The organism is Variovorax sp. ISS6, assembly GCF_056523145.1.
In genome coordinates this window covers 5098615-5124192 of record NZ_JAWRZC010000001.1, presented here as the reverse complement: position 1 = coordinate 5124192, position 25578 = coordinate 5098615, and the positions used below count along the sequence as shown (strand labels likewise).

Annotated in this window: 21 protein-coding genes; 11 read left to right on the top strand and 10 right to left on the bottom strand. The window is 71.9% G+C overall.

What is annotated here, in order from left to right:
- Positions 1 to 11 precede the first annotated feature (11 nt).
- The 3 genes from AC1HIL_RS23805 to AC1HIL_RS23795 form a co-directional block, all read right to left on the bottom strand.
- Positions 12 to 2078 carry a hypothetical protein gene (locus AC1HIL_RS23805; protein WP_479670156.1) on the bottom strand — a complete coding sequence of 689 codons (2067 nt, stop codon included), beginning with the start codon at positions 2076 to 2078 and terminating at the stop codon, positions 12 to 14.
- A 258-nt stretch (positions 2079 to 2336) separates the two neighbouring features.
- A complete protein-coding gene (locus AC1HIL_RS23800) occupies positions 2337 to 2873 on the bottom strand; it encodes an SRPBCC family protein (RefSeq protein WP_479670155.1) in 537 nt (178 codons plus the stop codon).
- A gap of 35 nt (positions 2874 to 2908) precedes the next feature.
- Positions 2909 to 3262 (bottom strand): ArsR/SmtB family transcription factor, encoded by a 354-nt coding sequence (locus AC1HIL_RS23795; protein WP_479670154.1) that lies wholly within the window; start codon positions 3260 to 3262, stop codon positions 2909 to 2911.
- Between the two features lie 178 nt (positions 3263 to 3440).
- Between AC1HIL_RS23795 and bla the strand changes: the two genes are divergently transcribed.
- The 3 genes from bla to AC1HIL_RS23780 all read left to right on the top strand — a co-directional run bounded on the left by bla (position 3441) and on the right by AC1HIL_RS23780 (position 7046).
- A complete protein-coding gene (gene bla / locus AC1HIL_RS23790; protein WP_422096660.1) occupies positions 3441 to 4328 on the top strand; it encodes a class A beta-lactamase in 888 nt (295 codons plus the stop codon).
- Between the two features lie 145 nt (positions 4329 to 4473).
- Entirely contained in the window at positions 4474 to 5703 is a 1230-nt protein-coding gene (locus AC1HIL_RS23785) for an MFS transporter (RefSeq protein ID WP_261206836.1), read from the top strand.
- A gap of 41 nt (positions 5704 to 5744) precedes the next feature.
- Positions 5745 to 7046, top strand: coding sequence for a UDP-N-acetylglucosamine 1-carboxyvinyltransferase (locus tag AC1HIL_RS23780; protein WP_093344681.1), 1302 nt, complete (start codon positions 5745 to 5747; stop codon positions 7044 to 7046).
- 9 nt (positions 7047 to 7055) lie between these two features.
- Here AC1HIL_RS23780 and trhA read toward each other — a convergent pair whose 3' ends face one another.
- A complete protein-coding gene (gene trhA / locus AC1HIL_RS23775; RefSeq protein ID WP_057597838.1) occupies positions 7056 to 7676 on the bottom strand; it encodes a PAQR family membrane homeostasis protein TrhA in 621 nt (206 codons plus the stop codon).
- Positions 7677 to 7694: 18 nt separating this feature from the next.
- The gene (locus AC1HIL_RS23770) at positions 7695 to 9125 is read right to left on the bottom strand and encodes a glycerophosphodiester phosphodiesterase family protein (RefSeq protein WP_422096661.1); all 1431 of its coding nucleotides are present in this window, start codon (positions 9123 to 9125) and stop codon (positions 7695 to 7697) included.
- Positions 9126 to 9271: 146 nt separating this feature from the next.
- Between AC1HIL_RS23770 and AC1HIL_RS23765 the strand changes: the two genes are divergently transcribed.
- Positions 9272 to 11296, top strand: coding sequence for a tetratricopeptide repeat protein (locus tag AC1HIL_RS23765; RefSeq protein ID WP_479670153.1), 2025 nt, complete (start codon positions 9272 to 9274; stop codon positions 11294 to 11296).
- A gap of 61 nt (positions 11297 to 11357) precedes the next feature.
- Here AC1HIL_RS23765 and AC1HIL_RS23760 read toward each other — a convergent pair whose 3' ends face one another.
- The gene (locus tag AC1HIL_RS23760; RefSeq protein ID WP_479670152.1) at positions 11358 to 12272 is read right to left on the bottom strand and encodes a LysR family transcriptional regulator; all 915 of its coding nucleotides are present in this window, start codon (positions 12270 to 12272) and stop codon (positions 11358 to 11360) included.
- Positions 12273 to 12417: 145 nt separating this feature from the next.
- Here AC1HIL_RS23760 and AC1HIL_RS23755 point away from each other — a divergent pair, with 145 nt between their 5' ends.
- From AC1HIL_RS23755 to AC1HIL_RS23740, 4 genes are read left to right on the top strand one after another with little or no spacing between them, the layout of a single operon-like run.
- On the top strand, positions 12418 to 12873 hold the full coding sequence (locus tag AC1HIL_RS23755) for a DoxX family protein (protein ID WP_057597412.1): 456 nt from the start codon (positions 12418 to 12420) through the stop codon (positions 12871 to 12873).
- A 29-nt stretch (positions 12874 to 12902) separates the two neighbouring features.
- Positions 12903 to 13550, top strand: coding sequence for a (2Fe-2S)-binding protein (locus AC1HIL_RS23750; RefSeq protein ID WP_479670151.1), 648 nt, complete (start codon positions 12903 to 12905; stop codon positions 13548 to 13550).
- Positions 13543 to 14538, top strand: coding sequence for an FAD binding domain-containing protein (locus tag AC1HIL_RS23745; RefSeq protein ID WP_479670150.1), 996 nt, complete (start codon positions 13543 to 13545; stop codon positions 14536 to 14538). Before AC1HIL_RS23750 ends, AC1HIL_RS23745 begins: the two co-directional genes overlap by 8 nt.
- A 3-nt stretch (positions 14539 to 14541) precedes the next feature.
- On the top strand, positions 14542 to 16764 hold the full coding sequence (locus AC1HIL_RS23740) for a xanthine dehydrogenase family protein molybdopterin-binding subunit (RefSeq protein WP_479670149.1): 2223 nt from the start codon (positions 14542 to 14544) through the stop codon (positions 16762 to 16764).
- 13 nt (positions 16765 to 16777) lie between these two features.
- Here AC1HIL_RS23740 and AC1HIL_RS23735 read toward each other — a convergent pair whose 3' ends face one another.
- Both AC1HIL_RS23735 and AC1HIL_RS23730 read right to left on the bottom strand, forming a co-directional pair.
- A complete protein-coding gene (locus AC1HIL_RS23735; protein WP_479670148.1) occupies positions 16778 to 18205 on the bottom strand; it encodes a GTPase/DUF3482 domain-containing protein in 1428 nt (475 codons plus the stop codon).
- Positions 18202 to 19602, bottom strand: a complete 1401-nt coding sequence (locus AC1HIL_RS23730; protein WP_479670147.1) for a DUF2868 domain-containing protein — start codon at positions 19600 to 19602, stop codon at positions 18202 to 18204. The genes AC1HIL_RS23735 and AC1HIL_RS23730 overlap by 4 nt, the downstream gene beginning before the upstream one ends.
- Positions 19603 to 20069: 467 nt before the next feature.
- Between AC1HIL_RS23730 and tssE the strand changes: the two genes are divergently transcribed.
- Both tssE and tssF read left to right on the top strand, forming a co-directional pair.
- On the top strand, positions 20070 to 20630 hold the full coding sequence (gene tssE / locus AC1HIL_RS23725) for a type VI secretion system baseplate subunit TssE (protein WP_479670146.1): 561 nt from the start codon (positions 20070 to 20072) through the stop codon (positions 20628 to 20630).
- 18 nt (positions 20631 to 20648) lie between these two features.
- Positions 20649 to 22538 carry a type VI secretion system baseplate subunit TssF gene (gene tssF / locus AC1HIL_RS23720; protein ID WP_479670145.1) on the top strand — a complete coding sequence of 630 codons (1890 nt, stop codon included), beginning with the start codon at positions 20649 to 20651 and terminating at the stop codon, positions 22536 to 22538.
- Between the two features lie 8 nt (positions 22539 to 22546).
- Here the strand turns inward: tssF and AC1HIL_RS23715 are convergent, their stop codons facing one another.
- Positions 22547 to 23167 (bottom strand): TetR/AcrR family transcriptional regulator, encoded by a 621-nt coding sequence (locus AC1HIL_RS23715; protein WP_057596700.1) that lies wholly within the window; start codon positions 23165 to 23167, stop codon positions 22547 to 22549.
- A gap of 81 nt (positions 23168 to 23248) precedes the next feature.
- On the opposite strand from AC1HIL_RS23715, the gene AC1HIL_RS23710 reads away from it, so the two are divergent.
- Positions 23249 to 23677, top strand: coding sequence for a VOC family protein (locus AC1HIL_RS23710; RefSeq protein ID WP_296798507.1), 429 nt, complete (start codon positions 23249 to 23251; stop codon positions 23675 to 23677).
- Between the two features lie 23 nt (positions 23678 to 23700).
- On the opposite strand, the gene AC1HIL_RS23705 is transcribed toward AC1HIL_RS23710, so the two are convergent.
- Entirely contained in the window at positions 23701 to 25560 is a 1860-nt protein-coding gene (locus tag AC1HIL_RS23705; protein WP_172705665.1) for an ABC transporter ATP-binding protein, read from the bottom strand.
- Positions 25561 to 25578: the final 18 nt, after the last annotated feature.

Here is a 25578-nt window from a genome sequence, read left to right as displayed (position 1 = left end):
CGTGTCTCTCCTCAGGGCACCAGCGTGGTCAGCGAACCGCGCGAGCGCGCGATCGACTCGATCTCGGCCGCGCTCAGCACGCGGTTCCAGGTCGCAAACTCGGCGAAGTCGAAGCGCCCGGCAACCGTGGCGCTGCCGGCGCCGTTGCGGAAGTTCGGGCCGTAGCCGCCATCGCCGTCCTCGTTGAGCGAGAAGCCCTTGTTGAGGCCGTTGAGCGCGGCCGTGAAGGCGCTGGTCAGCGTCACGGAAATGCTCTGCAGGCCCAGCGCAGGATCGAATACGTAGTAGGTCGCCTTCAGCGCCGGCACGTCCACCGTCATCACGACATAAGCCCAGGTGTTGGCGCTGAAGCCTAGGTCCTTGTCGCCGACGCGGTCGCCGCCGCGGCCGATGTTGAAGCGCAGGGCGCTGCCGTACTGGCCGATCGCGATGCCGGGGTTGGCGCCGCTGGCCCAGTTCTTGTTCGAGATCACCGGCATGCCCGAGCGGGTCGCGTCGGAGCGGAACCAGAAGCCGAAGCTGAAGGGCGCGGTGGTGCTGGTCACGCCGGCGGTCGGGATCGAATAGCCACCGTCGCAGGCCGCGCAGACCGTGGCGCCGGTGTAGTCGGTCGACAGCAGCGCGCGCGTGCCGCTGCCCAGCGGTCCGTCGCCGGCCGCCGCATAGACCGCGGTGGCGCCCTTGACCCAGGGCGCGAAGACCTGGCCGCCCGCGAGGCGGTCGCCGAGCGCGCCATTCAGCGGGAACAGGTGCGTGAGGCCGTTGGCCACGCTGGGCAGCAGCACGATCGGCTTCACGTAGTCGAGCGAGGCGCGCAGCGAGACCGGCGTCTTGTCGGCCACCACGGTGTAGTCGTAGGCGTAGGTGCCGCTGGCGTCGAAGGGCATGGTGGTGTCCTCGAAGCCGAGGGCCGTGCCGGGCAGCGTGGCCACGGCCGTGCCGTCGCGCAGCACCGTGATCGATGCCACGGGGGCCGGCAGTGTCCAGCTCAGGCGGATGCCGTTGCGCTTGTCGTTGGCCACCGCGGCGAGCTGGCGCACGCCGGGCGCGCCCAGCAGCGGCGCGCCGTCGATCGCGTACGTGTCGGCCGCGGGCAGCGCCGACAGGTGGGTCAGCAGGGTGGGCGCGATGTCGGCCGTGGAGGCGTAGCCGTACCAGTCCGCGATGTTCGCGGGCAGCCCGGCGGGCGCTGCTGCGTCGAGGTTGGCGCGGCGGTCGAGCACCAGCGCGGTCGCGAGGTTCGACGGCACCGGGATGCCGTCGGCCACGCCGGTGGCGCCCAGGCCGTGGGTGGTGGCGACGACCACCAGCCAGTCCTCCTGCGGCTGGGCCGCGCGGCGCCGCGCCAGCGCGGAGCGCAGCGTGGCGATCTGCCTGTCTACCTGCGCGAGCGCGTTCTGGTAGTCGGTGCCGTAGCCCGCCACGTCGGCGACCTGCGCCGGGCCCTGGTAGTCGGCGACCACGAGGTCGTAGCCGCCGCTCTCGAGCGCGCCCGCGGCCTCGGTCGAGACGCAGTCGTCGCTGCCGTCGCAGTCCTTCGCGAGCTCGATGTAGCCCGCGGCCTTGTCGGCGCGCAGCAGTTGCGGCAGGCCGCTCCAGCTCGCGACCACCGCGCTGCGGGTGTCGGCGCGGCCTTGCTTGAGCAGCTTGAAGACGGTGTCGGCGCCGAAGGCCTGGCCTTCGTAGTTGGAGCGGATCTCGTGCCGGTCGGCCCAGCCGCCGGTCAGCAGCGTGGCCCACGACGGCCCGTCGGTGGCCTGCTGCTGCGTGCGCTGGCCGAGCACGCCGCCGGTGTAGGAAGGCAGCAAGGTGCCCAGGCCTTGCAGCGCGGGCATGCGCGCGTCGCCGAGCGCCTGTTGCAGGGCCGCGTATTGCACGCCGTCGACGCCGATGACCAGCGCCTTGGGGCGGGGTGCCGGCGCGGGGGAGGGCGCCGGAGCGGGCGCCGGCGCGGGCGCGGGCGGCGCAACGGGAAGGAAGGGGGTCGAGCCACCGCCACCGCCGCCGCAGGCGGCCAGCAGAAGCACGGGGGTCAGGCACAGGGCGGCGCGCGCGAGGCGGCCTCTCGGCGTTGTCATCGGGGAACTCCGGCAGGTCAAGAACGCCGGGGCGGGCACTCGACCCGCCCCGGCACGAAGGCATTCCTGGTCGTGCGTGGCTTGCCGGCGATCAATGCATTCATGTGCACTTGGGCAGATGAATGTGATTTACAACAAATTCCACAAATACAACCAATGCCTCGAATGCTGCGCGAGCCGCATGACAGCGCCGCGACAGCGCCGGCCGAAAAAGAAAAGGGGCCCGAAGGCCCCCTGTGGTGGTCGAGCGCGTGCGCCTCAGCGGATCTGCGCCTCGTAGTGCTGCTCGATCGCCGCCAGCGAGGTCCAGAAGCCCGCGGGTGCGCGGCCTTCGAGCAGCGCCTCGAGCACCTCGAGGTGCGCATGCCAGCCGCTGGCCACGCTGACGGTCTCCTTGCGATCGGGCAGGCGCCGATGCGTGAGCACGAGCCGGGTCGAATCGCCCCGCGGCGCGAGTTCGAAAGTGACCTCGGAGGCGTCGTCCGCCTCGCTGCCCCAGCTGATGACCAGCAGCCTCGGCGCCTCGATGCGCAGCAGCCGGGACTTCTGCTGGTGCGGCGCGCGGTAGGCCGCGTAGCGCTCGGGCGCGGCCTCGCCCGAGAGGGTGGTGTGCTCGAAGCGCAGCTCGAACACCGCGCCGGGCTGCGCCGCCATGGTGCCGCCCGCGAGCCAGCGCGCGCGCTTCCCGGGATCGGTCAGGTAGGACCAGACGCGCTCCACGGGCGCGGCCAGCAGGCGCTCGATGCGCAGGGTGCCGGGCTCGACGAGCCGGCCGAATCGTTCGGTGGTGGTCATGGGTGCTGCTCCTTGTGTCGGATGAAAAAAAGAAATCAGCCGGCGGCGTCGTCGCGCAGCGCCTGCTCGAGCGCATCGAGGCGGCCGCCCCAGAAGCCCTCGTAGTAGCGCAGCCAGGCGTCGGCCGTGGCCAGCGCGGCGGGCTCGAGCCGGCACACGTGGGCGCGGCCCTGCACCGTGCGCGACACCAGCCCCGCGCGCTCCAGCGTCTTCACGTGCTTGGAGGCGCCGGCGAAGCTCATGCGGAACGGCGCGCCGAGCTCGCCCACGCTGCAGTCGCCCTGGGCCAGCAGCTGCAGCATGGTGCGCCGCGTGCTGTCGGCCAGCGCGTGGAAGATGGCGTCGAGGCGCTGGTCCTGGCGCTCGGCAGGCAGTTCAAATTCAACCATGAGGTTGAATATAGATCGGTTCCGGATTTTGTTCAACCCTTCGGTTGAATTTTCATGCCGGCCGTGCCGTTACACCCGATACAGCCGGGACGCCCGCCGCCCCGCTCGCGCTGGCGGCGCGGGGTGCCCGTTCCTACGATGCGGTCTCGTCCAACCACTCTCTCGCAATCCCACACCCATGAACACACCGATCCGACGCCGTACGCTCCTCGCCGCCGCCAGCGCGGTTCCGCTCGCGAGCGCCTGCGCCGCCTGGTCCGCCGCCGGCCCGGACGCCGAGGCCCGGCTCGCGGCGCTCGAGCGCGACTGCGGCGGCCGCCTGGGCGTGCACGCGCTCGACACCGCCAGCGGCGCGCGCATCGCGCACCGCGGCAACGAGCTGTTTCCGATGTGCAGCACCTTCAAGCTGATGCTCGCGGCCGCGATCCTGCAGCGCGGCATCGCGCAGGAACCGGCGCTGCTCGAGCGCCGCCTGAGCTACACCCGCGCCCACCTGTTGCCGAACTCGCCGATCACCGAGAAGCACCTGGCCGACGGCATGACCGTGGCCGAGCTGTGCGCCGCCACGCTGCAGTACAGCGACAACGCCGCGGCCAACCTGCTGCTGCACCAGCTCGGCGGGCCGGCCGGCGTCACGGCCTATGCGCGCTCCATCGGCGACACGGTGTTCCGCCTCGACCGCTGGGAGACCGAGCTCAACAGCGCCATCCCCGGCGATCCGCGCGACACCACCAGCCCGGCCGCGATGGCCGCCAGCGTGCAGCGGCTGGTGCTCGGCGATGCGCTGGCCGCGCCGCAGCGCGCGCGGCTCGAGGCCTGGTTGCGCGGCAACACCACCAGCAAGGAGCGCTTCCTGGCCGGCGTGCCGGCCGGCTGGGCCGTGGGCGACAAGACCGGCGCGGGCGACTACGGCACCAACAACGACGTCGGCGTGCTGTGGCCGGCTTCGGGCGCGCCGCTGGTGCTCGCGGTGTACCTGACCTTCCCGGGCGACAAGGGCGCGAAGACGCGTAACGACGTGGTGGCCTCGGCGGTGCGCATCGTGGCGAACGCGATGCGGGGCTGAGCGTTCCCGCTGCCCCGGGCCGCAATGCCGTACCCGCCCCATCGGGCACTGCGCGGCGCGCCTGCGCCCGCGCGCCATCGGCGGGACAATGCCGGCGCCTTGCGCGCCCCGCGCGGCCAGGGCATCCAGCCAGAGCCCCCGCCGCATGTCGTCCCCGCCCGCCGTCTCCACCTCCTCGTCCTCCTCCCAGGCCCCGTTCTCGCTGTGGCGCATCGCGGTGCCGGCCTTCGGCCCCTCGCTGCTGTTCGGCATCGGGGAGGGCGCGATCCTGCCGATCGTGCCGCTCACGGCGCGCGAGCTCGGCGCCTCGGTGCCGATGGCGGCGCTGGTGATGGCGCTGATCGGCATCGGCTCGCTGCTCAACAACATCCCGGCCTCGATGATCACCATGCGCTGGGGCGAGCGCTGGGCCATCGTCGCGGCCGGCGCCTGGAGCGCGCTCGGCATGGCGCTGTGCGTGTGGACCTCGCACCTGGGCCTGTTCGCGCTCGGCTGCTTCATGGTCGGCATGTCGCAGGCGGTCTACAACCTCGCGCGCCAGAGCTACATGAGCGAGGCGGTGCCGGTCGAGTACCGCGCGCGGGCGCTGTCCACGCTGGGCGGCGTGATGCGCATCGGCATGTTCATCGGCCCCTTCCTGGCGGCCGGCGCGGTGCATTTCTTCGGCCTGATGGCGGCCTACGTGCTCGGCATCGTGGCGGTGGCCGGCGCGGCCATCCTGGGCGCGCGCATCCCGGACCTCGAACTTCCGCCCGTGCCGCCGGGCCAGGCCGCGCCCGCGAAGCCCACCATCGTCTCGACCCTGCGCGATCACCGCCGCGTGTTCCTCACGCTGGGCATCGCCGTGACCCTGGTCAGCGCGGTGCGCGCCTCGCGCCAGGCCGTGATCCCGCTGTGGGCCGACCACCTCGCGCTCGCTCCCTCGGTGGCCTCGCTGATCTACGGCATGGCCGGCGGCATCGACATGCTGGTGTTCTACCCGGCCGGCAAGGTGATGGACCAGAAGGGCCGGCGCTGGGTCGCGGTGCCCTCGATGCTGATCATGGGGCTCGCGATGCTGCTGATGCCGCTGACCACGGGCGCCGCCACGCTGCTGGTCGCGGCGCTGGCGATCGGCTTCGGCAACGGCATCGGCTCGGGAATGATCATGACCCTGGGCGCCGACCATTCGCCGCGCCATGGCCGCGCGCACTTCCTCGGCGTGTGGCGGCTGATGTCCGACATCGGCGCCTCCTGCGGGCCGGCGCTGCTGTCCTTCCTCGCGGGCAGCCTCTCGCTGGCCGCGGGCATCGCGGTCACGGGCGGGCTCGCCTTCGCCGCGGCCGGCGTGCTGGCCCACTGGATTCCGCGCCGCACGCCGGGCCACGAGGCCTAGCGCCGCCTATCATTCACCCCATACAGGGGTCCCACACACACATGTCCAATCTCATCGTCCACGGCGGCACGCCGCTGCGCGGCCGCATCACGCCGTCGGCCAACAAGAACGCGGTGCTGCCGATCCTCTGCGCCACGTTGCTCACGCGCGAGCCGCTGCGCCTGCATGGCGTGCCCGACATCACCGACGTGCGCAAGATCCTCGACATCTTCCGCACGCTGGGCAGCGAGGTGCAGCTCGACCACGCCACCGGCACGCTCGCGCTGCACCACCGCGACACCGTGTTCGACGCCGCCGCCCACCGGCTGCCCGAGGAGATGCGCTCCTCGATCATGCTGGTGCCGCCGCTGCTGGCGCGCTTCGGCGTGGCGCGGCTCGAGGACAACGTCAAGGGCTGCACCCTGGGCGTGCGCGAGATCGATCCGCACGTGGAGGTGTTCCGCAGCTTCGGCGGCCAGGTCGAGCGCGCCGAGGGCTCGCTGCTGGTGCGCACCGACGGGCGCCTGGTGCCCACCGACCACTGGCTCGACTACGCCTCGGTCACCACCACCGAGAACTTCGTGCTGTGCGCGGTCGGCGCCGAGGGCACCTCGACCCTGACCAACGCGGCCTCCGAGCCGCACGTGCAGGAGTTCTGCCGCTTCATGGCCATGATCGGCGCGCGCATCGACGGCATCGGCACCTCGCGCCTCACGGTGCATGGCGGCCATGCGCTGGGCGGTGGCGAGTTCCGCTTCGACGAGGACTTCCACGAGATCACCACCTTCCTCGCGCTCGGCGCCATCACCGGCGGCGACGTGGTGGTGCGCAACAGCGCGCCGGCCAACTTCCCGCTGATCGACCGCACCTTCGCCAAGTTCGGCGTGCAGATCGTGCACGAGGACGGCTGGTCGCGCGCCGTGCGCTCGGGGCCGCTCAAGGTGCAGACGCCGTTCACCGCCAACGTGCTGACCAAGGTCGAGGCCGCGCCCTGGCCGTACTTTCCGGTCGACCTGCTGCCGATCTTCATCGCGCTGGGCGTGCGCGCGCAGGGCAACGCGATGTTCTGGAACAAGGTCTACGACGGCGCGCTCGGCTGGACCGGCGAGCTCTCGAAGTTCGGCGCCCACGTGTTCTCGTCCGACCCGCACCGGCTCATCACCTTCGGCGGCGCCCCGCTGGTGCCCGCGGTGGTCGAGAGCCCCTACATCATCCGCGTGGCGATCGCGCTCTTCATGGTGGCCTCGAGCATCGAGGGCCGCTCCGAGATCCGCAACGCCACGCCGATCCGCCGCGCGCATCCGCGCTTCGTCGAGAACCTGCGCAGCCTGGGCGTGCAGGTGGAGTGGACCAGCGAGGAGTAGGCGGCCGGGTTACAGCACGAACCAGCCCACCGCCACGTAGTGGCTGACCGTGCCCGCGAGCACGAACAGGTGCCACACGGCATGCGCATGCCGGAAGCCGCGGCGGTTGCGGTAGAAGACCGTGCCCGCGGTATAGAGCACGGCGCCGATCAGCAGCCATGCGAGGCCGCCGCCCTCGAGCTGCATCGCCAGCGGCACGGCCGCGGCGATCGCGAGCCAGCCCATGCCGATGTACAGCGGCAGCGAGGGCTTCACGGGCGCGCCGCGCGCGGCCATCAGCTCGCGCCGGATGCCGACCGCGGCCGCGCCCCACATCGCCAGCAGCGGCAGCCAGGCCCAGGCGCCTTCGAGCATCACCAGCGCGAACGGGGTGTAGGTGCCGGCGATCAGCAGGTAGATCGCGCAGTGGTCGGCGCACTCCCACAGGCGTTTGAGCCGGCCGCGCGTGCTGTGGAACAGGGTGGAGGCCGCGTAGAGCGCGACCGCCGAGAGCGAGAACACGAGCGAGCCGGCGATCTTCGCCGGGTCGCCCGTGGGCAGGGTCTTGGCCAGCAGCAGCACGGCCGCCGGCAGGGCGAGCAGCAGGCCGAGCAGGTGGCTGTACCCGTTGAGTCGTTCGCCCGGGTACATGCCGTGCCGCCTGCCGGCTCAGCGGCCGGTTTCCTTCAGGTAGTCCTGGCGCGCGGCGAAGGCCGTGTTCGCGAAGTCCGAGAACACGCCGTCGATGCCGGCGCGGAAGTACGCGAGGTACTCGGCCTTGGGGTCCTTCTTGAACACGCCCGCGAGGTACTTCTGTTCGTTGCGGAAGGTGTAGCTGTGCACGAACAGGCCGGCCTTGTGGGCGTCGGCGATCAGCGCGGTGGGCTTGATCGTGTTCACGTCGGCCAGCGTGCCGCCGGTCTTGAAGGGCACGATGGTGTGGGCCATCACCTGCGGCTTCCACGGGCCGATGCCGTCGGCATAGGTCTTCACCTCGGCCAGGCCGGCCGGGGTGAGCATCGCGCCGAACCAGCGCGGGTCGCCCGCGAGCGTCCAGCTGTAGGGGCGGCCGTCGACGAAGGTGTAGACGTCGTTGGTGACGTAGATCATCTCGCCGGTCTTGAAGTCGATGGCGTTGCCGTCCACCAGCTGCACCGCGCGTGCCTTGAGGCCGGCCGAGCGCAGGTACTTCAGGCTCACCGGGTCGAAGCTCTGCACGAAGATCGGTGCGTCCTTGCGGTTCAGGTCGTTGGCGTTCATCGCCTTGAGCAGCGCGTCCTCGAGCGGGTGGCTGCCGGCCGGGCCGCAGCCGTTGGCGATCGCCTGGGCGTTGTTCCAGATCGGGTTCTTGGTTTCCGGATACACGGTGATCGTGCGGCCGGTGGCCTTGGCCTTGGCGCGCATGATGTCGATCACTTCCTGGAAGCTCAGGATCGGCAGCTTGCCGTTGAGATCGGTCGGGCGCTCGTCCTTCGCGTCGTAGGTGGTGCCGTGGATCCACTGCTTGAGCTCGGCCAGCGTGAAGTCGGTGATGGACCAGTCGTTGGTGTGGTCCTCGCCGTCGACGATCAGCGACTTGAGCACCGACTTCGGATCCTTGGGATCGGTGAGGTCGCTCAGGTACTGCTTGGGGCCGTTGGCCTCGATCGGCGGGTACTTCACGTCGACCAGCACGCCGGGCACGGTGCGCTTGCGCGCGTTCACGGTGGCATTGGTCTTGGCGACGTCGGCGATGTCGGTGTTGTCGCTGAGCCAGGGGTTGTGGCGCGCGACCAGCACGCAGTCCTTGGTCAGGTGCAGGTCGGTCTCGAGCGAATCGGCGCCGGCATCGGCGGCCGCTTCGTAGGCCTTCTGGGTTTCCTCCGGGAACAGGCCGGGCAGGCCGCGGTGGCCGATCACCAGCGGCACCGAGCCGTCGAGCGTGCCCAGCGGCGTGGGCGCCGGGGCGGGCGCGGGTGCCGGCGCGGGGGCGGGCGGGAACACCGGGACAATGGCACCGCCACCACCACCGCCGCAGGCGGCGATGACGAGGCTGCCACCGAGCGCGGCGAAGGCGGCGCGCAGGGGACGGGGTGCGGGTGCGGGAAGCTTTGAGGTCATGGTTGTTTTTTGCGTGTTGGATATGGCCAGAAGGCCGCCGGATGCTAGGTTTGACCCATGACGGAACCATGACTGGTGCCACGGCCCGCGGCAGCGACATCGTGGCGCCATGAAGCCTCCGATCCGCTGGCCGAGCACCGGCCTGCGTGCCGCTTTCAACGCGGATGCGCGGCCATGCGGCGGCGTCCATCGAAGGAGTGTTTTGCGTCCGGTACATTCGCGCTCGATGGCCGAGGCCAGGCAATGTCCTGCGCGATGTGCGCGATGTGCAATCGAGGGAGAACAAGGCGATGTCATGGTGGAAACGCTGGATCGGCGGTCGCGTCGCGCCGCGGAACGCGGTGGACGCGGTGCCGAAGGAAAGCGGCGCGGTGGAACTTCGCGCCGGCACCTTCGAGTTCGAACGATGGATCGCGCGCAACTCACTCGAGATGGACGGCGAACTCGCGCATGGCGCGCAGCATCTGGGCAATCTGCTGCTGATGGCGCCGACCGATGCGGACTCGCTGGCCTTGGCCGGGCGCTATGCGCACAAGGCGGGCAGCGGTGCCGCCGAGACGCTGCTGCCTTCTGAACAGCAAAGGTACGCGGGCCCCGAGGCCTTGCGGGCATGGCTCTGGCGGCGCGATGGCCGGCTGGAGGAGGCCACCGAACTCGTGGTGGAGATCGTGCAGTCGGAACCCGAGGGCGCGGGCAGGCTGAGTGCCTGGCTGCTCGAGTGGCTCGAGCCCGCGGGGGCGATCGAGTCGCTCTCCGTCGGGCTGCAGATGCGCCTGGCCAAGGCGATGCTGACGCAGTCCTCCGAAGCCCGACTCAGCAGCGCCCGCCGACTCTGGTCGATGCAGCGCTGGGCACGGGTGCTGGCGCGCATCGCGCCGCCGGACGAGTTCCAGGCGCAGTGGCGCATGCTGCGGATCGGCTTCCTGCGGCGCGCCGGCCTGTTCGACGATGCGCTGCGGCTGGCCGGGCCATTGGCCGAAGCGTCCGACTGGCATGTGGCGACGGCGATCGGCCTGGTGCTGCGCCAGCAGCGGCGCATGCCCGAGGCCGAGCAGGCCTTTCGCCGTGCGATCGCGTTCGACCCGCAAGAGCTCAGCACCTTTCTCGAGATGGCCGATGGCTGGCTCGAGAACCAGGACTGGGCACAGGCGCTGCAGGGGTACGACCATGTGCTTGCGCAGGAGGCCGATCATGACTGGGCGCAGGCCTCGCAGTGGTATTGCCAATGGAAGCTGACGGGCGACGCGCAGTGGATCGACCGCGTCCTCGCAGCCGCCCAGGCAGGCAATGCGCGGGCGCAGCGGCTCTGGCATACCGCGTTCGACAGGCTGCCCGAGCCGGAGGATGCGAGCGCCAACACGCTGCGCAAGCTGCTCGCGTCGCTTCGGGCCGCCCCGCCGGCCGGCAACAGCACCGAGCCGTCCCGGCCGAATCGTTTGTCGATGAGCCTGTCCTCGATCGAGGCGCCTTCCAATGCCCTGGCTTTCACGCTCGCGCTGGCGGCACTGGATCAGCCCGTGACCCTGACGGTGCGGGTCGACGGCATCCCGCATCCCGATCCGCGGGAGCCGGCCGGTCCGGTGGCACATTCGCTGTGGCGCTACGACGGCACCGATGCGAGCCCGGCATTGCCGGCGCCCGCGCCGGAGGTGCTCGAACGCATTGCCGGGCTGGCCCGGATGCCCTACGAACCGGATGCCAACTGGGCCGCCGCCAGCCATGCGGCGCTGGCTCTCGGTCCCGCTTCGGGGCAAGACCGTTCGCTCGAGGTGCTGGCCTGCATGGTGCATCCACCCGCGCTGCCGGCGGGCGCCGAGGCGCTGGCCTGGCTACCGCGCGTGCAGATGGTCGCGGCGCAGGTCCTGGCGCAGGTTGACGAGGGCTGGCAGGGTTCGCGGCGGCGCGAGCTGCTGCTCTGCGCGATGCTCGGTCCCGCCGATTGGTCGACCTGTGCGGCGATCCGCGCGCTCGCGTGGATCGGCCGCCATGAACCGGCCCACATGCTCGACATCCATCAGTGCTTCGAGCGCCTGGAGGCGCATCGGCCCGACAGCGGCTATTGCTGCTGGATCGCCACGCTCTACGAGCAATGGCTGGTGCTTCCGCTGCTGTTCGATCGCGAGCGCGAGACCTTGCGCGTCAAGCTGGCGCAGCTGTCGGACGACGAATGAGCGGCCGGCCCGGATGCCGCAGCCATGCCTGTCGGCGCGGCGCGGTTCCACGGCATGGCCGCTACGTCAGCGCCCCGAAGCGCTCCGCATAGAGCGCCGTCACCCAGTCCACGAACACCCGCACGCGCGGCGACAGCAGCCGGTGCTGCGGGTAGAGCACCGAATAGACCATCGGCGGGCAGGGCGTGTCGGCGAGGATCTCGACCAGCGTGCCGGCGCGCAGCTGGCGCTCGATGTGATAGCGCGGCACCTGGATGATCCCGCAGCCCTGCTCGGCGCAGGTCTTGTAGCTGTCGGCGTTGTTCACGCTGATCCAGTCGGGCAGCACGACCTGCTCGACGCGCCCGTTCACCTCGAACAGGTAGGGGAAGTGGTCGGGCCGCGAGGACGAGAAGAAGTTCACCGCCAGGTGCCGCTGGCTCAGCAGGTCGGCCGGTGTCAGCGGCGTGCCGCGTTCGGCCAGGTAGGCCGGGCTCGCGCAGGTCACTTGCGGCAGCAGCGCGAGCCGGCGCGTGACCAGCGAGGAGTCCTTGGGCTCGCCCGCGCGCACCACGCAATCCACGCCCTCGCGCACCAGCTCCACGAGCCGGTCGCCGCTGCCCACGGCGAGCACGATGTTCGGATAGCGCGCATGGAAGTCGCCGATGCGCGGCAGCACGATGTCGTTGGCGGCCGCGCCATGGATGTCGATGCGCAGCCGCCCGCGCGGATTGACCGCGAGCTGCGCGAGCGAGGACTCGGCGTCCTCGAGTTCGAGCAGCAGGTGGCGGCAACGCTCGTAGTAGGCCTGGCCGTCGACCGTGGTGCGCACCTGGCGCGTGGTGCGCTCGAGCAGGCGCACCTGCAGCCGGGCCTCGAGCTCCTTGATCGCATGGGTGGCCGTGGCGCGCGGCAGCTCGAGCGCGGCCGCGGCCTGCGTGAAGCTGCCGAGCTCCACGATGCGGGTGAACAGGCGCATGGCATCGAAGCGGTCCATGGAATGAGCTCGGCAGATTGTTGGCTTATGTTGAATTGTATTGACGAAATTCGCATATTTATTCGCCAATGCAGAACAGAGAGACTGCCAGCGCGCCGGCCATCCCGCCGCGCCTCGTCACCTTTCCTTCCGAGGAGCGACCCCCATGCAGTTGATCTTTCCGCGCCTGCGCGGCACCTATGACCGCTTCGAGCCGCTGAGCTACGCGCTGCTGCGCCTGGCTTTCGGCCTGATGCTCGTGACCCACGGCCTGCCCAAGCTGCTGGGCCGCAGCCACGGCAGCATGGCCGACCCGATGAAGGGCTCGGTCAACCTGATCGCCAACGTGCTGCACCTGCCGGGCGCCGAGCTGCTCGGCTGGTTCGTCGCCCTCCTCGAGGGCGTGGGCGGGCTGATGCTGGCGGCCGGCCTGTTCACGCGCGTGGTCGCCGCGATGGTCGCGGTGCAGATGCTGGTCATCTGCTACGTGATGGGCCCGACCTTCCCGTGGATCGACCGCGGCTTCGAATACCCGCTGATGCTGTTCTTCATCGCGCTGTGCCTGCTGGCGCGCGGCGGCGGCCGGCTGTCGCTCGATGCACGCATCGGGCGCGAGGTCTGAGAAGAAGAACAGGAAGAAAGGAAGCCACGATGAACCCCATCCCATCCTCCGGCACCGGCGCGCCCGCGCTGAGCCGCCGCACCTTCATGATGAGCACCGCGGCCGGTGCCGCCGGTGCCGCGGGCACCGGCCTGGCGAGCGCGCAGGAGGCCGCGGCCACGCCCGCGCCGCCGCGCATCGACACCCGCGTCGTCATCAACGGCCAGCCGCATGCGCTGCAGCTCGAGCCGCGCGCTTCGCTGCTCGACGTGCTGCGCGAGCAGCTCGGCCTCACCGGCGCCAAGAAGGGCTGCGACCACGGCCAGTGCGGTGCCTGCACCGTGCACCTCGACGGCCGGCGCGTCGCCTCCTGCCTCACGTTGGGCGTGAAGGCCGACGGCTGCGCCGTCACCACCATCGAGGGCATCGCCGCGCCCGACGGCACGCTGCATCCGATGCAGCAGGCCTTCGTCGACCACGACGCGCTGCAGTGCGGCTACTGCACGCCGGGCCAGGTGATGGCCGCCATCGCCTGCGTGCGCGAGGGGCACGCCACCAGCGAGGCGCAGATCCGCGAGTACATGAGCGGCAACCTCTGTCGCTGCGGTGCCTACGCCGGCATCCTCGAGGCGATCCGCGATGCCGCCCCGCGCATGCGCGCTGAGACCGAAGCCATGGAGGGCCGCCGCCATGCATGACTTCGCCTACCACCGGCCGCGCAGCAGCGCCGAGGCCGTGCAGCTGCTGGCGCGCAGCCAGCCCGGCGCGCGCTACTTCGCGGGCGGCACCACCCTGTTCGACCTGATGAAGCTCGGCGTGGAAGCGCCGGCCACGGTCGTCGACATCGGCCGCATCGAGGGCCTGCGCGAGATCGACGCCAGCGACCGGGCCGAACTGCGCATCGGCGCGCTCGCCGCGATGAGCGACGTGGCCGAGCATCCCGTGGTGCAGCGCGAGTTCACCGCGCTGTCGGAATCGCTGTGGAAGGCGGCTTCGCAGCAGCTGCGCAACATGGCGAGCGTGGGCGGCAACCTGCTGCAGCGCACGCGCTGCGCCTATTTCCGCGGCGGCCCCGAATTCGCCTGCAACAAGCGTGTGCCCGGCAGCGGCTGCGCGGCGCTGGCCGGCGTGAACCGCGGCCATGCGGTGCTCGGCGGCAGCGAGGCCTGCGTGGCGGTCTACCCGGGCGACTGGGCGGTGGCGCTCGCGGCCTTCGATGCGCAGGTCGACACGCTGAGCCCGCGCGGCGAACGCACGGTGGCCGTGCGCGAACTGCACCGCGCGCCCGGCGCCACGCCGCACCTCGAGACCGTGCTCGCGGCCGACGAGCTGATCGTGCGTATCCGCGTGCCGCGCACGCCGGCGGGCAGGGCCTCGACGTACCACAAGATCCGCGACCGCGAGTCCTATGCCTTCGCGCTGGCTTCGGCGGCGGTGGGCCTGCACCTGCGCGCCAACCGCGTGGTCGATGCGCGCATCGCGCTCGGCGGCGTGGCCACGCACCCGTGGCGCGCGCTCGAGGCCGAGCGCAGCCTGGTCGGGCGGCCTTTCACGCAGGTTGCGGCGCGACGCGCGGCCGAGATCGCGTTCGCGCAGGCGAAGCCGCTCGCGCACAACGGCTTCAAGGTGGCGCTCGGCATCGAGACGGTGACCGACGCGCTGCTGCTGGCCCGGGACAGGAGCTGAACGATGGCAACCACGACAAGCAACCCCCAACGCGGCGCGCGTCCCGGCGCCGAGCGCGTCGATGCGCACGACAAGGTGCGCGGCGCCACCCGCTATGCGGCCGACGATGCGCGCGCCGGCCTGCTGCATGCCGCGCTCGTGCCGTCGCGCATCGCGCGCGGCAGCGTGGCGCGCATCGACACCGGCGCCGCCGAGCGCGTGCGCGGCGTGCGCAAGGTCTACACGCACCAGAACATCGGCGCCTTCGAATCGGGCGGCTTCCTGATGGGCGGCGGCTTCGGCTTCCAGAGCTTCTATCCGCTGCGCTCGGCGCAGATCGCCTACCGCGGCCAGACCGTCGCGATGGTGGTCGCCGACACGCTCGAAGCCGCGCGCGAGGCAGCGGCCTTGGTGGAAGTGCGCTGCGAGGCCCAGCCCTTCGTCGCGGGCATCGACGCGCCCGACGCGCAGCCGCAGGCCCAGTCCGCGCTGCTGCCGCAGCCGATGTTCGCCGACCGCCGCGTGGGCGATGCCGAGGCCGCGCTGGCCGCGGCGGCCTTCACGGTGGAGGCGCGCTACGAGCTGCCGATCCAGCACCAGAACCCGATGGAGATCATCGCGACCGTGGCCGAATGGAACGAGGGCGTGCTGACCGTGCGCGAGCCGACGCAGAACGCCGAGGGCGTGCGCCACGGCCTCGCGAAGCAGCTCGGCATCGAGCCGGCGCGCGTGCGCGTGCTCTCGCCCACGCTGGGCGGCGGCTTCGGCCAGAAGAACTCGCTGCAGTCGCACACCGCGGCGGTGGCGATCGCCGCGCGCGAGCTCGGCCGGCCGGTCAAGCTGGTGCTGACGCGCGCGCAGCTGTTCCACAACGCCAGCTTCCGGCCCGCGAGCCGGCACCACGTGCGCCTGGGCGCGGACCGCGAGGGCCGGCTGGTCGCGGCGGTGCACGACATCGACCAGCAGACCTCGCGCCACGACCTCTTTCCCTCGAGCGGCAGCGAGATCACCTCGCGGCTGTACGGCGTGAAGCACTTCCTCGGGCGCGACCGGCTGGTGCGCACCGACGTGCAGACGCCGGGCTACATGCGCGCGCCCTTCGAGCATCCGGCCGCCTTCGCGTTCGAGAGCGCGGTCGACGAGATGGCCTGCCTGCTGGGCCGCGACCCGGTGGCCTTCCGGCTCGCCAACGACACCGCGGTCGATCCGCTGAGCGGCAAGCCCTTCTCCTCGCGCCACCTGGCCGAATGCCTGGTGCAGGGCAGCGAGGCCTTTGGCTGGGCGCGGCGCGACATGGCGCCGGGCTCGATGCGCGCCGCCGACGGCAGCCGCATCGGCTGGGGCGTGGCCGTGGGCGCCTACAAGGCCGCGATGGCGCCGGCCTTCGCCACCGTGAGCCTGGCCGGCGACGGCCGCGTGCGCGTGGCGGTGGGCGGACACGAAATGGGGCAGGGCATGCGCACCGCGATCGCGCTCACCGTGTCGCGCGTGCTCGGCGCGCCGGTGGCCGCGGTGGAGATCGCGCTCGGCGACACCGGCGCCGCGCCGCAGCACCTGACGGCGGGCTCCTGGGGCACCGCGACCGCGCTGCCGCCGGTGCAGGAGGCGGCGCAGCGGTTGATGGAGGACCTGCGCGCCCACGCGCCCGGCGCGAGCGCGAACGCCACCGCGCTCGAACTGCTGCGCGCCTCGGGCCGCGCGCAGGCCGAGGCCGAGAGCCGGCGTCGCGCGCCCGGCCAGCCCGAGCAGGTCTATGGCCGGCTCACGGGCGGGCTGCCGGCCGCGGCCGGGCCGGTCTATCCCGACTACGTGGGCTTCAGCTTCATCGCGCACTTCGTCGAGGTGCGCATCGAGCCGACCACGCGCCGCATCCGCGTGCCGCGCGTGGTGAGCGTGGCCGACTGCGGCGCGGTCGCGAGTCCGCGCACCGCGCGCAGCCAGGTCGAGGGCGGCGTGGTCTGGGGCATCGGCGCCGCGCTGCGCGAGGCCAGCGAGGTCGATCCGCGCCATGGCGGCTTCCTCAACGCCGACCTGGCCGAGTACGTGCTGCCGGTGGCGGCCGACATCGGCCGCATCGAGGTCGGCTTCGTCGGCAAGCCCGACACGCGCTTCAACGCGCTCGGCGTGAAGGGGCTCGGCGAGGTCGCGATGGTGGGCGTGGCGCCCGCGATCGTGAACGCGGTGTTCCATGCCACGGGCAAGCGGCTGCGGCGGCTGCCGCTGCGGCTGGAGGATCTGCTGGACTGAGCGCGGCTCGGGCTCAGGCCTCGAAGCCGCCCTGCAGCAGCCCCGCGAGCGTCGCCACCAGCGCTTCGCGCTGCGGCGCGGGACGCCACAGCGCGCGCACCGACTGCAAGGCACCGGCCGCGCCCTGGCCGCTCTCCCATTCGGGATGGCTGCGCGCCGGCTGCGCGGCACGCAGCGCGGCGGCGATGGCTTCACCGGGCGCGTCGGCGCCGCCGTCCACCGCCTCGATGCGCTGCGTGGCCGCATGGCCGCGGCGCTCGAGCGCGCGCGCGAGCTGCAGCTGCCAGGCCGCGAGCGTGAACAGCACGCCGTCTTCCACGGTGAGCTCGTGCACGTCGCGCAGCTTGTTCGCGAGCTTGCGGCCCAGCGGGCCCCAGCCCTGCGACACCGCGCTGCCGATGGCGCCGCCCAGCGCCACGCCGGCGCCGAGCGAGAGGCCGGCCACCGCGAGATCGGCCACCGCGCCGACCGCGGCGCCGATGGCCGCGCCCTTGCCCAGGCGCAGGCCGGCGTCCTTCATCGCCTCGGGATTGAAGAAGTCGAGCGCCCAGCGGCCCTCGATCATCGGCAGCGGCGCCTCGGCCGCGTCGCCCTGGCGGAAGCCGTAGAGCGCGAGCAGGTCGTCGGCGCAGCGCTGCGCCTTGTCGAACACGGTCCTGCGCAGCGCGGCGACCAGCGCGTCGCGGCGCGCGGGATCGGCGAACTCGGCGGCCGGCACGCTGCGCCGCAGCGCGGTGGCGTCGACCAGCAACTCGGCCACGCGCGCGGCGGCCGCGCGGCGCCGCGCCGCGGCCTCGGCCTCGAGCGCGTCGGCCACGCCGCGCAGCAGTTCGCGCCGGTCGCGCAGCAGCGTCGCGAGGTCGCCATAGAGATCGCGCTCGGCGCCCACGAAGGGCGCCGCCGCGTCGAAGCGCACCTGCACGTGCAGGCCGTAGGCCGAGAGCAGTTCCTTCCAGGCGGCCTCGCGGCTGGCCGCGTCGCGCACGAAGTTGAGCACCGGCAGCACCGGCCGCGCGCAGGCGTTGAGCAGCTCGATCTCGTCGCGGAACTTGGGCAGCACCGGTTCGCGCACGTCGATCACGAGGAAGGCGGCGTCGATGTCGAGCATGGCGCGCAGCACCTTGGCCTCCTGCTCGAAGGCGCCGTGTGCCTCGGGGCCCTGCAGGAAGCGGCGGATGCGCTCGGGCGGCGTGGCCTGGCCCGCGGGATCGATGTGCGCGAGATGCTCGCGCAAGGCCACCGCGTCCTCGAGGCCCGGCGTGTCGTAGAAGCGCACGGCGGGGCGGCCGTCGATCTCGAGGTCGACCGACTCGACATGGCGCGTGGTGCCGGGGCGGTCGGACACCGCGCCGAAATCGATGCGCCGCGTGAGCGTGCGCAGCAGCGAGGTCTTGCCGGCATTGGTGTGGCCGACGACGGCGATGCGGATCGGGTCGCTCATGATGCGACGCTGTCGATGGCGCCCAGCAGCTCGGCGAGCGAGGTGTCCGCGGCCACGCGCTCGAGGCCGGCGTCGCGCAGCCAGGCGAGCCAGCGCGCGATCGCCGGGCCTTCGTTGCCGCCCTCGGCGATCAGCCACAGGCGGCATTCGCCGCTGTGCGCGAGCAGGTCGCGCACGAAGCGCTCGGTGCCGCGATCGGGGCTCGCGGCCGCGCGGCAGGCCAGCACCACGCTGCGCGGCCGCGCGAGCGCGAGGCGGTCGAGCAGCGCGCGGCGCTCGGGGGCGCTGCCGTCGATGCGCTCGAGCCGCAGGTCCGCGGGCAGGCCTTCGGGCGGCCAGGCGATGTCGGGCGGCAGCTCGAAGCCGACCAGCACGCGCAGGTCGCGCAGGTCCGAGGGCGCGAGGCCCACGGGCGCCTCGCGCGCGCGGCGGCCCGGATCGGCATCGACGATGGCGCTGGGCGCGAGCGCCGCGAAGCGGGCCGCGAGCTGGCGGTAGTAGGGCGCGTCGAGCGCGGGCCGCAGTGCCTGGCGGCGCAGGCGCCACACGGCGGCGCTCCAGCCCAGCAGCACGAGGCGCGGCAGCAGCCCGTAGGTCAGGATGCAGCCCGTGAGCCACAGCGCCCAGGTGCGCTGGCCCGAGGCCGGCGGCACGGCGGCCAGCACGGTGGCGGCATCGGGCACCGGGAAGCCCAGCTTCGACGGCGCCCAGCCCAGCGCATCGACCGCGCGCACGAAGAAGGCCGGATCGAGGATGGTGGTCTCCCAGCTCAGCGTGTAGCTGCGGAAGGCCAGCGCGAACAGCATCGCCGCCAGCACCACCGCGAAGGACAGCGACCAGATGCCGTGGCTCACGATGCCGAAGGCCCAGGGCAGCAGCTTCGCGCGACCCAGCAGGCCCGTGGTGGCGCGCACCAGCAGCGGCGCCTGGCCATGCCGGCCGCCGGCCACGCGCGCGGTCAGCGAGAGCCAGATCCAGCCCAGCGATGCCGAGCTGAAGGAGGCCAGCGGCAGCCACAGCCCGAGCAGCCACAGCAGCAGCGTCAGCAGGTGCACGCCGAGCAGGCTCACGAGCGCGACGATCACGTTGATGTGGCGTTCGCCGCTGCCCACCACGTTGCCCGCGAGCGCGAGGCCGGCGACGACGATGAGGGCCACGAGCCCGAGCAGCACCCAGGGCGACCACTGGCGCGCGCGCCGCAGTTCGGCCTGCAGGCCCAGTCGTTCGCCGAGCAGGCGTGCACGTTCGGCGATGCGTGCCGGCGTGTGCGGCGCCTGCGCGGCGATGCGCATGGCCTGCGCGTCGTCGAGCGGGCCGTTCTGCTCGGCCCATCGGATCGCCTCGGTGATCACCGCATCGGAAAAGTCTGGGGTCTCGCGCAGTGCGGTGGTGGTCAACAGCGTCCCTTCGCGAACGGAGGCGGGGCCGGCTCGGTGCCGGCGAATGCGCCCTCGGCCGAGGGCGGCTCAGCGCGCGGATTATGCCCGGCGTCCCAAAGCGAAACGGGGCCGCGTGGCGGCCCCGTTCTTTCTGGCGTGTGGATGGTTCGAGGGGGACTGACGTCTTTCAGCGCAGGCCGAAGAACGAAAGCACGGCCACGATGACGACGACCAGACCGACGATGTAGATGATGGAATTCACCGCGAGCACTCCACGTTGTTGACGATGGGGTCAGCATCGCGGCGCAAGGGGTGCGGGAGGTGTCGGCGAGGGGCGGCGGGTTCTGTAGGACTTGCGGGGCCGGTCATGACATATCTCCCGTTTCGCGGGCCTGTCTGGCCCCGTGCGCGGCGGCGTGACCATTGTTTGCACTGCCGCATCGCGGGCGCCGCCACACTCGGCGGCCTTGGCGGAGGTAGCGACCATGTCCGACGATTCCATCGATCCCGTGCATCCCGGCGCGCGCGTGGCGCGAGCGGCTTTCGCGCCCGTGCGGCGCCCGCATGCGTGGCTGCTGCCCACGCTGTTCGACCGCCTGCGCGACGAGGCGCCGAGCCAGCGGCGCGACGCCATGTCCGACGTCGCGGCGAGCCCCGCGCGCCTGCGCGAGATCGTGCGGCGCGACCTCTCCATCCTGCTCGACACCACCAGCGCCGAGGACCGCATCGACCGCGCGCGCCATGCGCTGGCCGCGGCTTCCACGCTGAACTTCGGCCTGCCGGCGTTCGCGGGCGGCCCTGCGTCGCAGCGGCGCTGGAGCGAACTCGAGCGCATGCTGCGGCGCGCGATCCGCGACTACGAGCCGCGCCTGATCGCCCAGTCGCTGCGCATCGTGCCGCTGGCCGGCGCGGGCCTCGCGGGCAACGAACTGCGCTTCGAGATCCATGCGCTGATCGACCTGCGGCCCTGTCCGCTCGAGTTCATGGTGCACAGCACGCTGGACCTCGAGTCGCGCCGCGTGAGCGTGGCGCCCTCCGCGCGCTGAGACACCTGGAGCACCCCCATGGACCCCCGAATGCTCGAGGCCTACAACCAGGAACTGGGCTACATGCGCGAGGCCGCGGCCGAGTTCGCCGCCGCCCATCCGAAGATCGCGCACCGGCTCGGCATGCAGGGCATCGAGGTGGCCGATCCCTACGTCGAGCGGCTGATCGAGGCCTTCAGCTTCCTGTCGGCGCGCATGCGGATCAAGCTCGATGCCGAGTTCCCGCGCTTCACGCAGCGGCTGCTCGAGGTGATGCATCCCCACTACCTGAGCCCCACGCCCTCGATGGCGGTGGCGCAGCTGCACCCGAGCGCGAACGAGGGCGACCTGCGGCGCGGCTTCGTGGTGCCGCGCGGCACGGCCTTCCATGCGAAGGTGGCGCCGGGCGAGCAGACACCCTGCGAGTTCCGCTCGAGCCAGGCCGTGACGCTGTGGCCGATCGAGATCGCGCAGGCCAGCCTCGCGGGCGCGCCGCCCGACCTGCCGGCGCTCGAGCGCCATCTGCCGCCGCAGGTGCAGGTCGGCGGCGCGCTGCGGCTGCGCCTGCGCACGATCGGGCCGCTCGGTTTCTCCGCGCTGGCCGGGCTCGACCGGCTGCCGGTCTGCCTGGTCGGCGATGCGCGCCTGGCTTCGCACCTGTTCGAGCTGCTGCACACCGCGGCCGTCGCCACCGTCACGGGCACGCCCGGACGGCTCGGCGAGCGTCCGCACGTGGTCGTGCACGAGGCGCTGGTGCACGAGGGCCTCGAGCCCGGCGAGGGACTGCTGCCGCCGGCATGGAACAGCCTCCATGGCCACAACCTGCTGCACGAATACTTCGCCTGCCCCGAGCGCTTTCTCTTCTTCACGCTGACGCAGCTCGCGCCGGGCCTGTCGCGCGTCGAGGGACGCGAGGCCGAGATCGTGGTGCTGCTCGCGCGATCGCCCGCGAGCCCCGGGCTGGCGCCAAGCCTGGTCGACGCGGCGCAGTTCGCGCTGTTCGCCACGCCGGTGGTCAACCTGTTCCAGCGCCGCACCGACCGCATCGAACTCGATGCCGCGCGCACCGAGTTCCACCTCGTGCCAGACCGCTCGCGCCCGCTGGACTTCGAGGTCTACGCGGTCGAGCAGCTGAGCGGCCAGCAGCCAGGGACCACGGCCCCGACGCAGTTCCGGCCGCTCTACCAGACGCTCAACGAGGACCAGGGCAACCACGGGCGCTACTTCTCTTTGCGGCGCGAGCCGCGGCTGGTGTCGGACACCGCGCGCCGCCACGGCACGCGCACGCCGTACATCGGCAGCGAGGCGTTCGTGTCGCTGGTCGACCAGCACGAGGCGCCGTACCCCGAAGGCCTGCGCAGCCTGTGGGCGCAGGCCTGGCTCACCAACCGCGACCTGCCGTGCCTGGTGCCGCGCAACGGCCGCAGCGACCTCGCGGCGGCAGAGTCGATGCCGGTGTCGGCGGTGGGGCTGGTGCGCCCGCCGAGCATGCCGCGGCCGCCGTTCGCGCAGCGCGAGATCGCCTGGCGGCTGATCCGGCAACTGGGCTTCAACCACCTGCCGCTGGCCGGCCTGCCGCGGCGCGAGGGCGCGCAGGCACTGCGCGACATGCTGCGGTTGTTCGTCGCGGGCGACGACGAGGCGATGCGGCTGCAGGTCGACGCCCTCGTGGGCTCGCGCATCGCGCCGGTCACGCGTCGGTTGCCGGGCCATGGGCCGTTGGTCTACGGCCGCGGCGTGGCCTGCACGCTGAGCGTGGACGAACAGGGCTTCTCGGGCGCCAGCCCCTACCTGTTCGGGCTCGTGCTCGAGCGCTATCTCGCGCGCCACGTGAGCATCAACGTCTTCACGCAGACCACGCTCGAATCGCTGCAGCGCGGCACGGTCGCGCGCTGGCCGGTGCGCATGGGCGGGCGCGGGATCGTCTAGCGCTCGCTCTAGTTCTTGCGCCTGGGCGCGGGTTTGGCTGGCGCCTCCGCGCCGAGAGCTTGTTGCAGCAGCCAGCGCATCGCGTCGCGCACCTCGGTGGCATCGGCGCCCGCGTCGATCTCGAGCGCGGCGCGGTCGAAGGCGGCCGACAGCAGTTGCGAGAGCGCGTCGAGCGAGACCTCGCCGCGGCCCATGCCGGCCTCGGCCAGCCCCTGGCGCAGCGAATGGGCGGCGTTCGCGTCGTCCATCGCCATGATCTCCGCCATGCCGAGCACGGCCGGCCCGTCGATCAGCAGCAGCCGGGTGCGGCCCGGCACCGTCATCGCGCGCAGGTAGGCGTCGCTGCCGGCCAGCAGCGCCTCGCGCGGCGCCAGCGCCTCGGGCGTGGCGGCCGCGATCTCGGCGGCCACCGCGCGCGACTCCTGCTCGAGCACATGGCGGAACAGGTCGCGCTTGTCGGCGTAGTGGTGGTAGAGCGCGCCGCGCGTGATGCCGGCCGCGGCCACGATGTCGGGCGTGGAGGTCTGGCCATAGCCCTGGTCGACGAAGAGGGCGCGCGCCGCCTCGGTCAGCGCCTGCCGCGTGGTCTCGGTGCGCTCCTTGTTGGTCCGGATGATCTTGGAGGTCATTTACATGCAGGCTGTATGTATGTATATTCAATCAAACATACAGACTGTATGTCAGTTCCAGCCATCTCAAGGAGCCCCCTCATGAAAGTCACGAGCTACTACCCGGTCATCATGACCAACGACGTCGCCGGCACGGCGGACTTCTACCAGCGCCACTTCGGCTTCGCGCCGCTGTTCACGAGCGACTGGTACGTGCACCTGCAACTGGAGGGGGAGCCCTCGGTCAACCTCGCGGTGCTCGACGGCCGGCACGAGACCATTCCCGCCGCGGGCCGAGGCAAGGTGGCGGGCGGGCTGCTGTTGAACTTCGAGGTGGACGATCCCGACGCGGTGCACGACCGCCTGGCCGCGGCCGGCCTGCCGGTGCTGCTGCCGCTGCGCGACGAGGCCTTCGGCCAGCGCCACTTCATCACCAGCGACCCGAACGGGGTGCTGATCGACATCATCAAGCCGATTCCGCCGAGCGGGGAGTTCGTGGCGCAGTACGAGGCGGGGGCGCTGCCGACCTGATCGATCAGGTTGGGTGGCGGGGCTCAGGCCAGCGCCGCCTCTTCCTCGTCGAGCGCGTCGCCCAGGAAGCCGCCGCTCTGGTGCGCCCACAGCCGCGCATAGAGCCCGCCCTTGGCCATCAGCGTGCGGTGGTCGCCTTCCTCCACCACGCGGCCCTCGTCGAGCACGATCAGCCGGTCCATCGCCGCGATGGTCGACAGCCGGTGCGCGATCGCGATCACGGTCTTGCCTTCCATCAGCGTGTAGAGGCTCTGCTGGATCGCGGCCTCGACCTCGGAGTCGAGCGCGCTGGTGGCCTCGTCGAGCAGCAGGATCGGCGCGTCCTTGAGCATCACGCGCGCGATCGCGATGCGCTGGCGCTGGCCGCCCGAGAGCTTCACGCCGCGCTCGCCCACATGGGCCTCGTAGCCGCGGCGCCCGCTGGCGTCGCCCAGCGTGCCGATGAAGTCGTGCGCCTCGGCGCGGCGCGCGGCGGCCTCGATCTGCGCCGGCGTCGCGTCGGGGCGACCGTAGGCGATGTTGTCGGCCACCGAGCGGTGCATCAGCGAGGTGTCCTGCGTCACCATGCCGATGTGGCTGCGCAGCGAATCCTGCGTGGCCAGCGCGATGTCCTGGCCGTCGATCAGGATGCGGCCGCTCTCCAGGTCGTGGAAGCGCAGCAGCAGGTTCACCAGCGTCGACTTGCCGGCGCCCGAGCGGCCCACCAGGCCGATCTTCTCGCCGGGCGCCACGGTCAGCGTGAGGTCCTCGATCACGCGCCGGCCGCCGGCCGCGCCGTAGCGGAAGCTCGCATGCTCGAAGCGCACCTCGCCGCGCGGCACCTCGAGCGGCTTCGCGCCCGGGGCATCGAGCACGGCGCGCGGGCGCGACAGCGTCTTCATGCCGTCCTGCACCGTGCCGATGTTCTCGAACAGGCTGGTCATCTCCCACATGATCCAGTGCGACATGCCCTGCAGCCGCAGCGCCATGGCGGTGGCCGCGGCCACCGCGCCCACGCCGACCGCGCCGGTGGACCACAGCCACAGCGCCGTGCCCGCCATGCCGGCGGTCAGGCCCATGCTCAGCGTGTGGTTGACGATCTCGAAGGCGCTCACCAGCCGCATCTGGCCGTAGCCCGTGTGCATGAACTCGCGCATCGCGTCGCGCGCGAAGCCGGCCTCGCGCTGCGTGTGCGAGAACAGCTTCACCGTCGCGATGTTGGTGTAGGCATCGGTCACGCGGCCGGTCATCAGCGCGCGCGCATCGGCCTGCGCCTTGCCGACCGCGCCCAGGCGCGGCACGAAGTAGATCAGCGCGCCGATGTAGAAGGCCAGCCAGATCAGGAACGGCCAGATCAGCTGCGTGTCGAGCACGCCCACCAGCACGATCATGGTCGCGACGTACACGCCCATCGCCACCAGCACATCGGCCAGCACGAACACGGTCTCGCGCACCGCGAGCGCGGTCTGCATCACCTTGGCCGTGATGCGGCCCGCGAACTCGTCCTGGTAGAAGGCCATGCTCTGGCCCAGCATCAGGCGGTGGAAGTTCCAGCGCAGCCGCATCGGCAGGTTGATCGCGAGCGTCTGGTGCTTGACGATGGTCTGCAGCGCGACCACCGCGATGCTGGCGACCAGCAGCCCGGCCATCCAGGCGAGCGTGGTGCCGCGGTCTTCCCACAGGCGCGAGGGCGCCTGGCCGCCGAGCCAGTCGACCACGCGTCCGAGCAGCGCGAACAGCAGCGCCTCGAAGGTCGACATCACGGCGGTGAGCACCGCCATCGCGAGGATCTTGCCGCGCACGCCCTGCGTGCAGGCCCAGAGGAAGGCGAAGAAGCCTTGCGGCGGAAGCGGAGGTTCGGCGGCGGGGTAGGGGTGTAGAAGTTTTTCGAAGAAACGGAACAAGGACTGACTCTCCCGAAG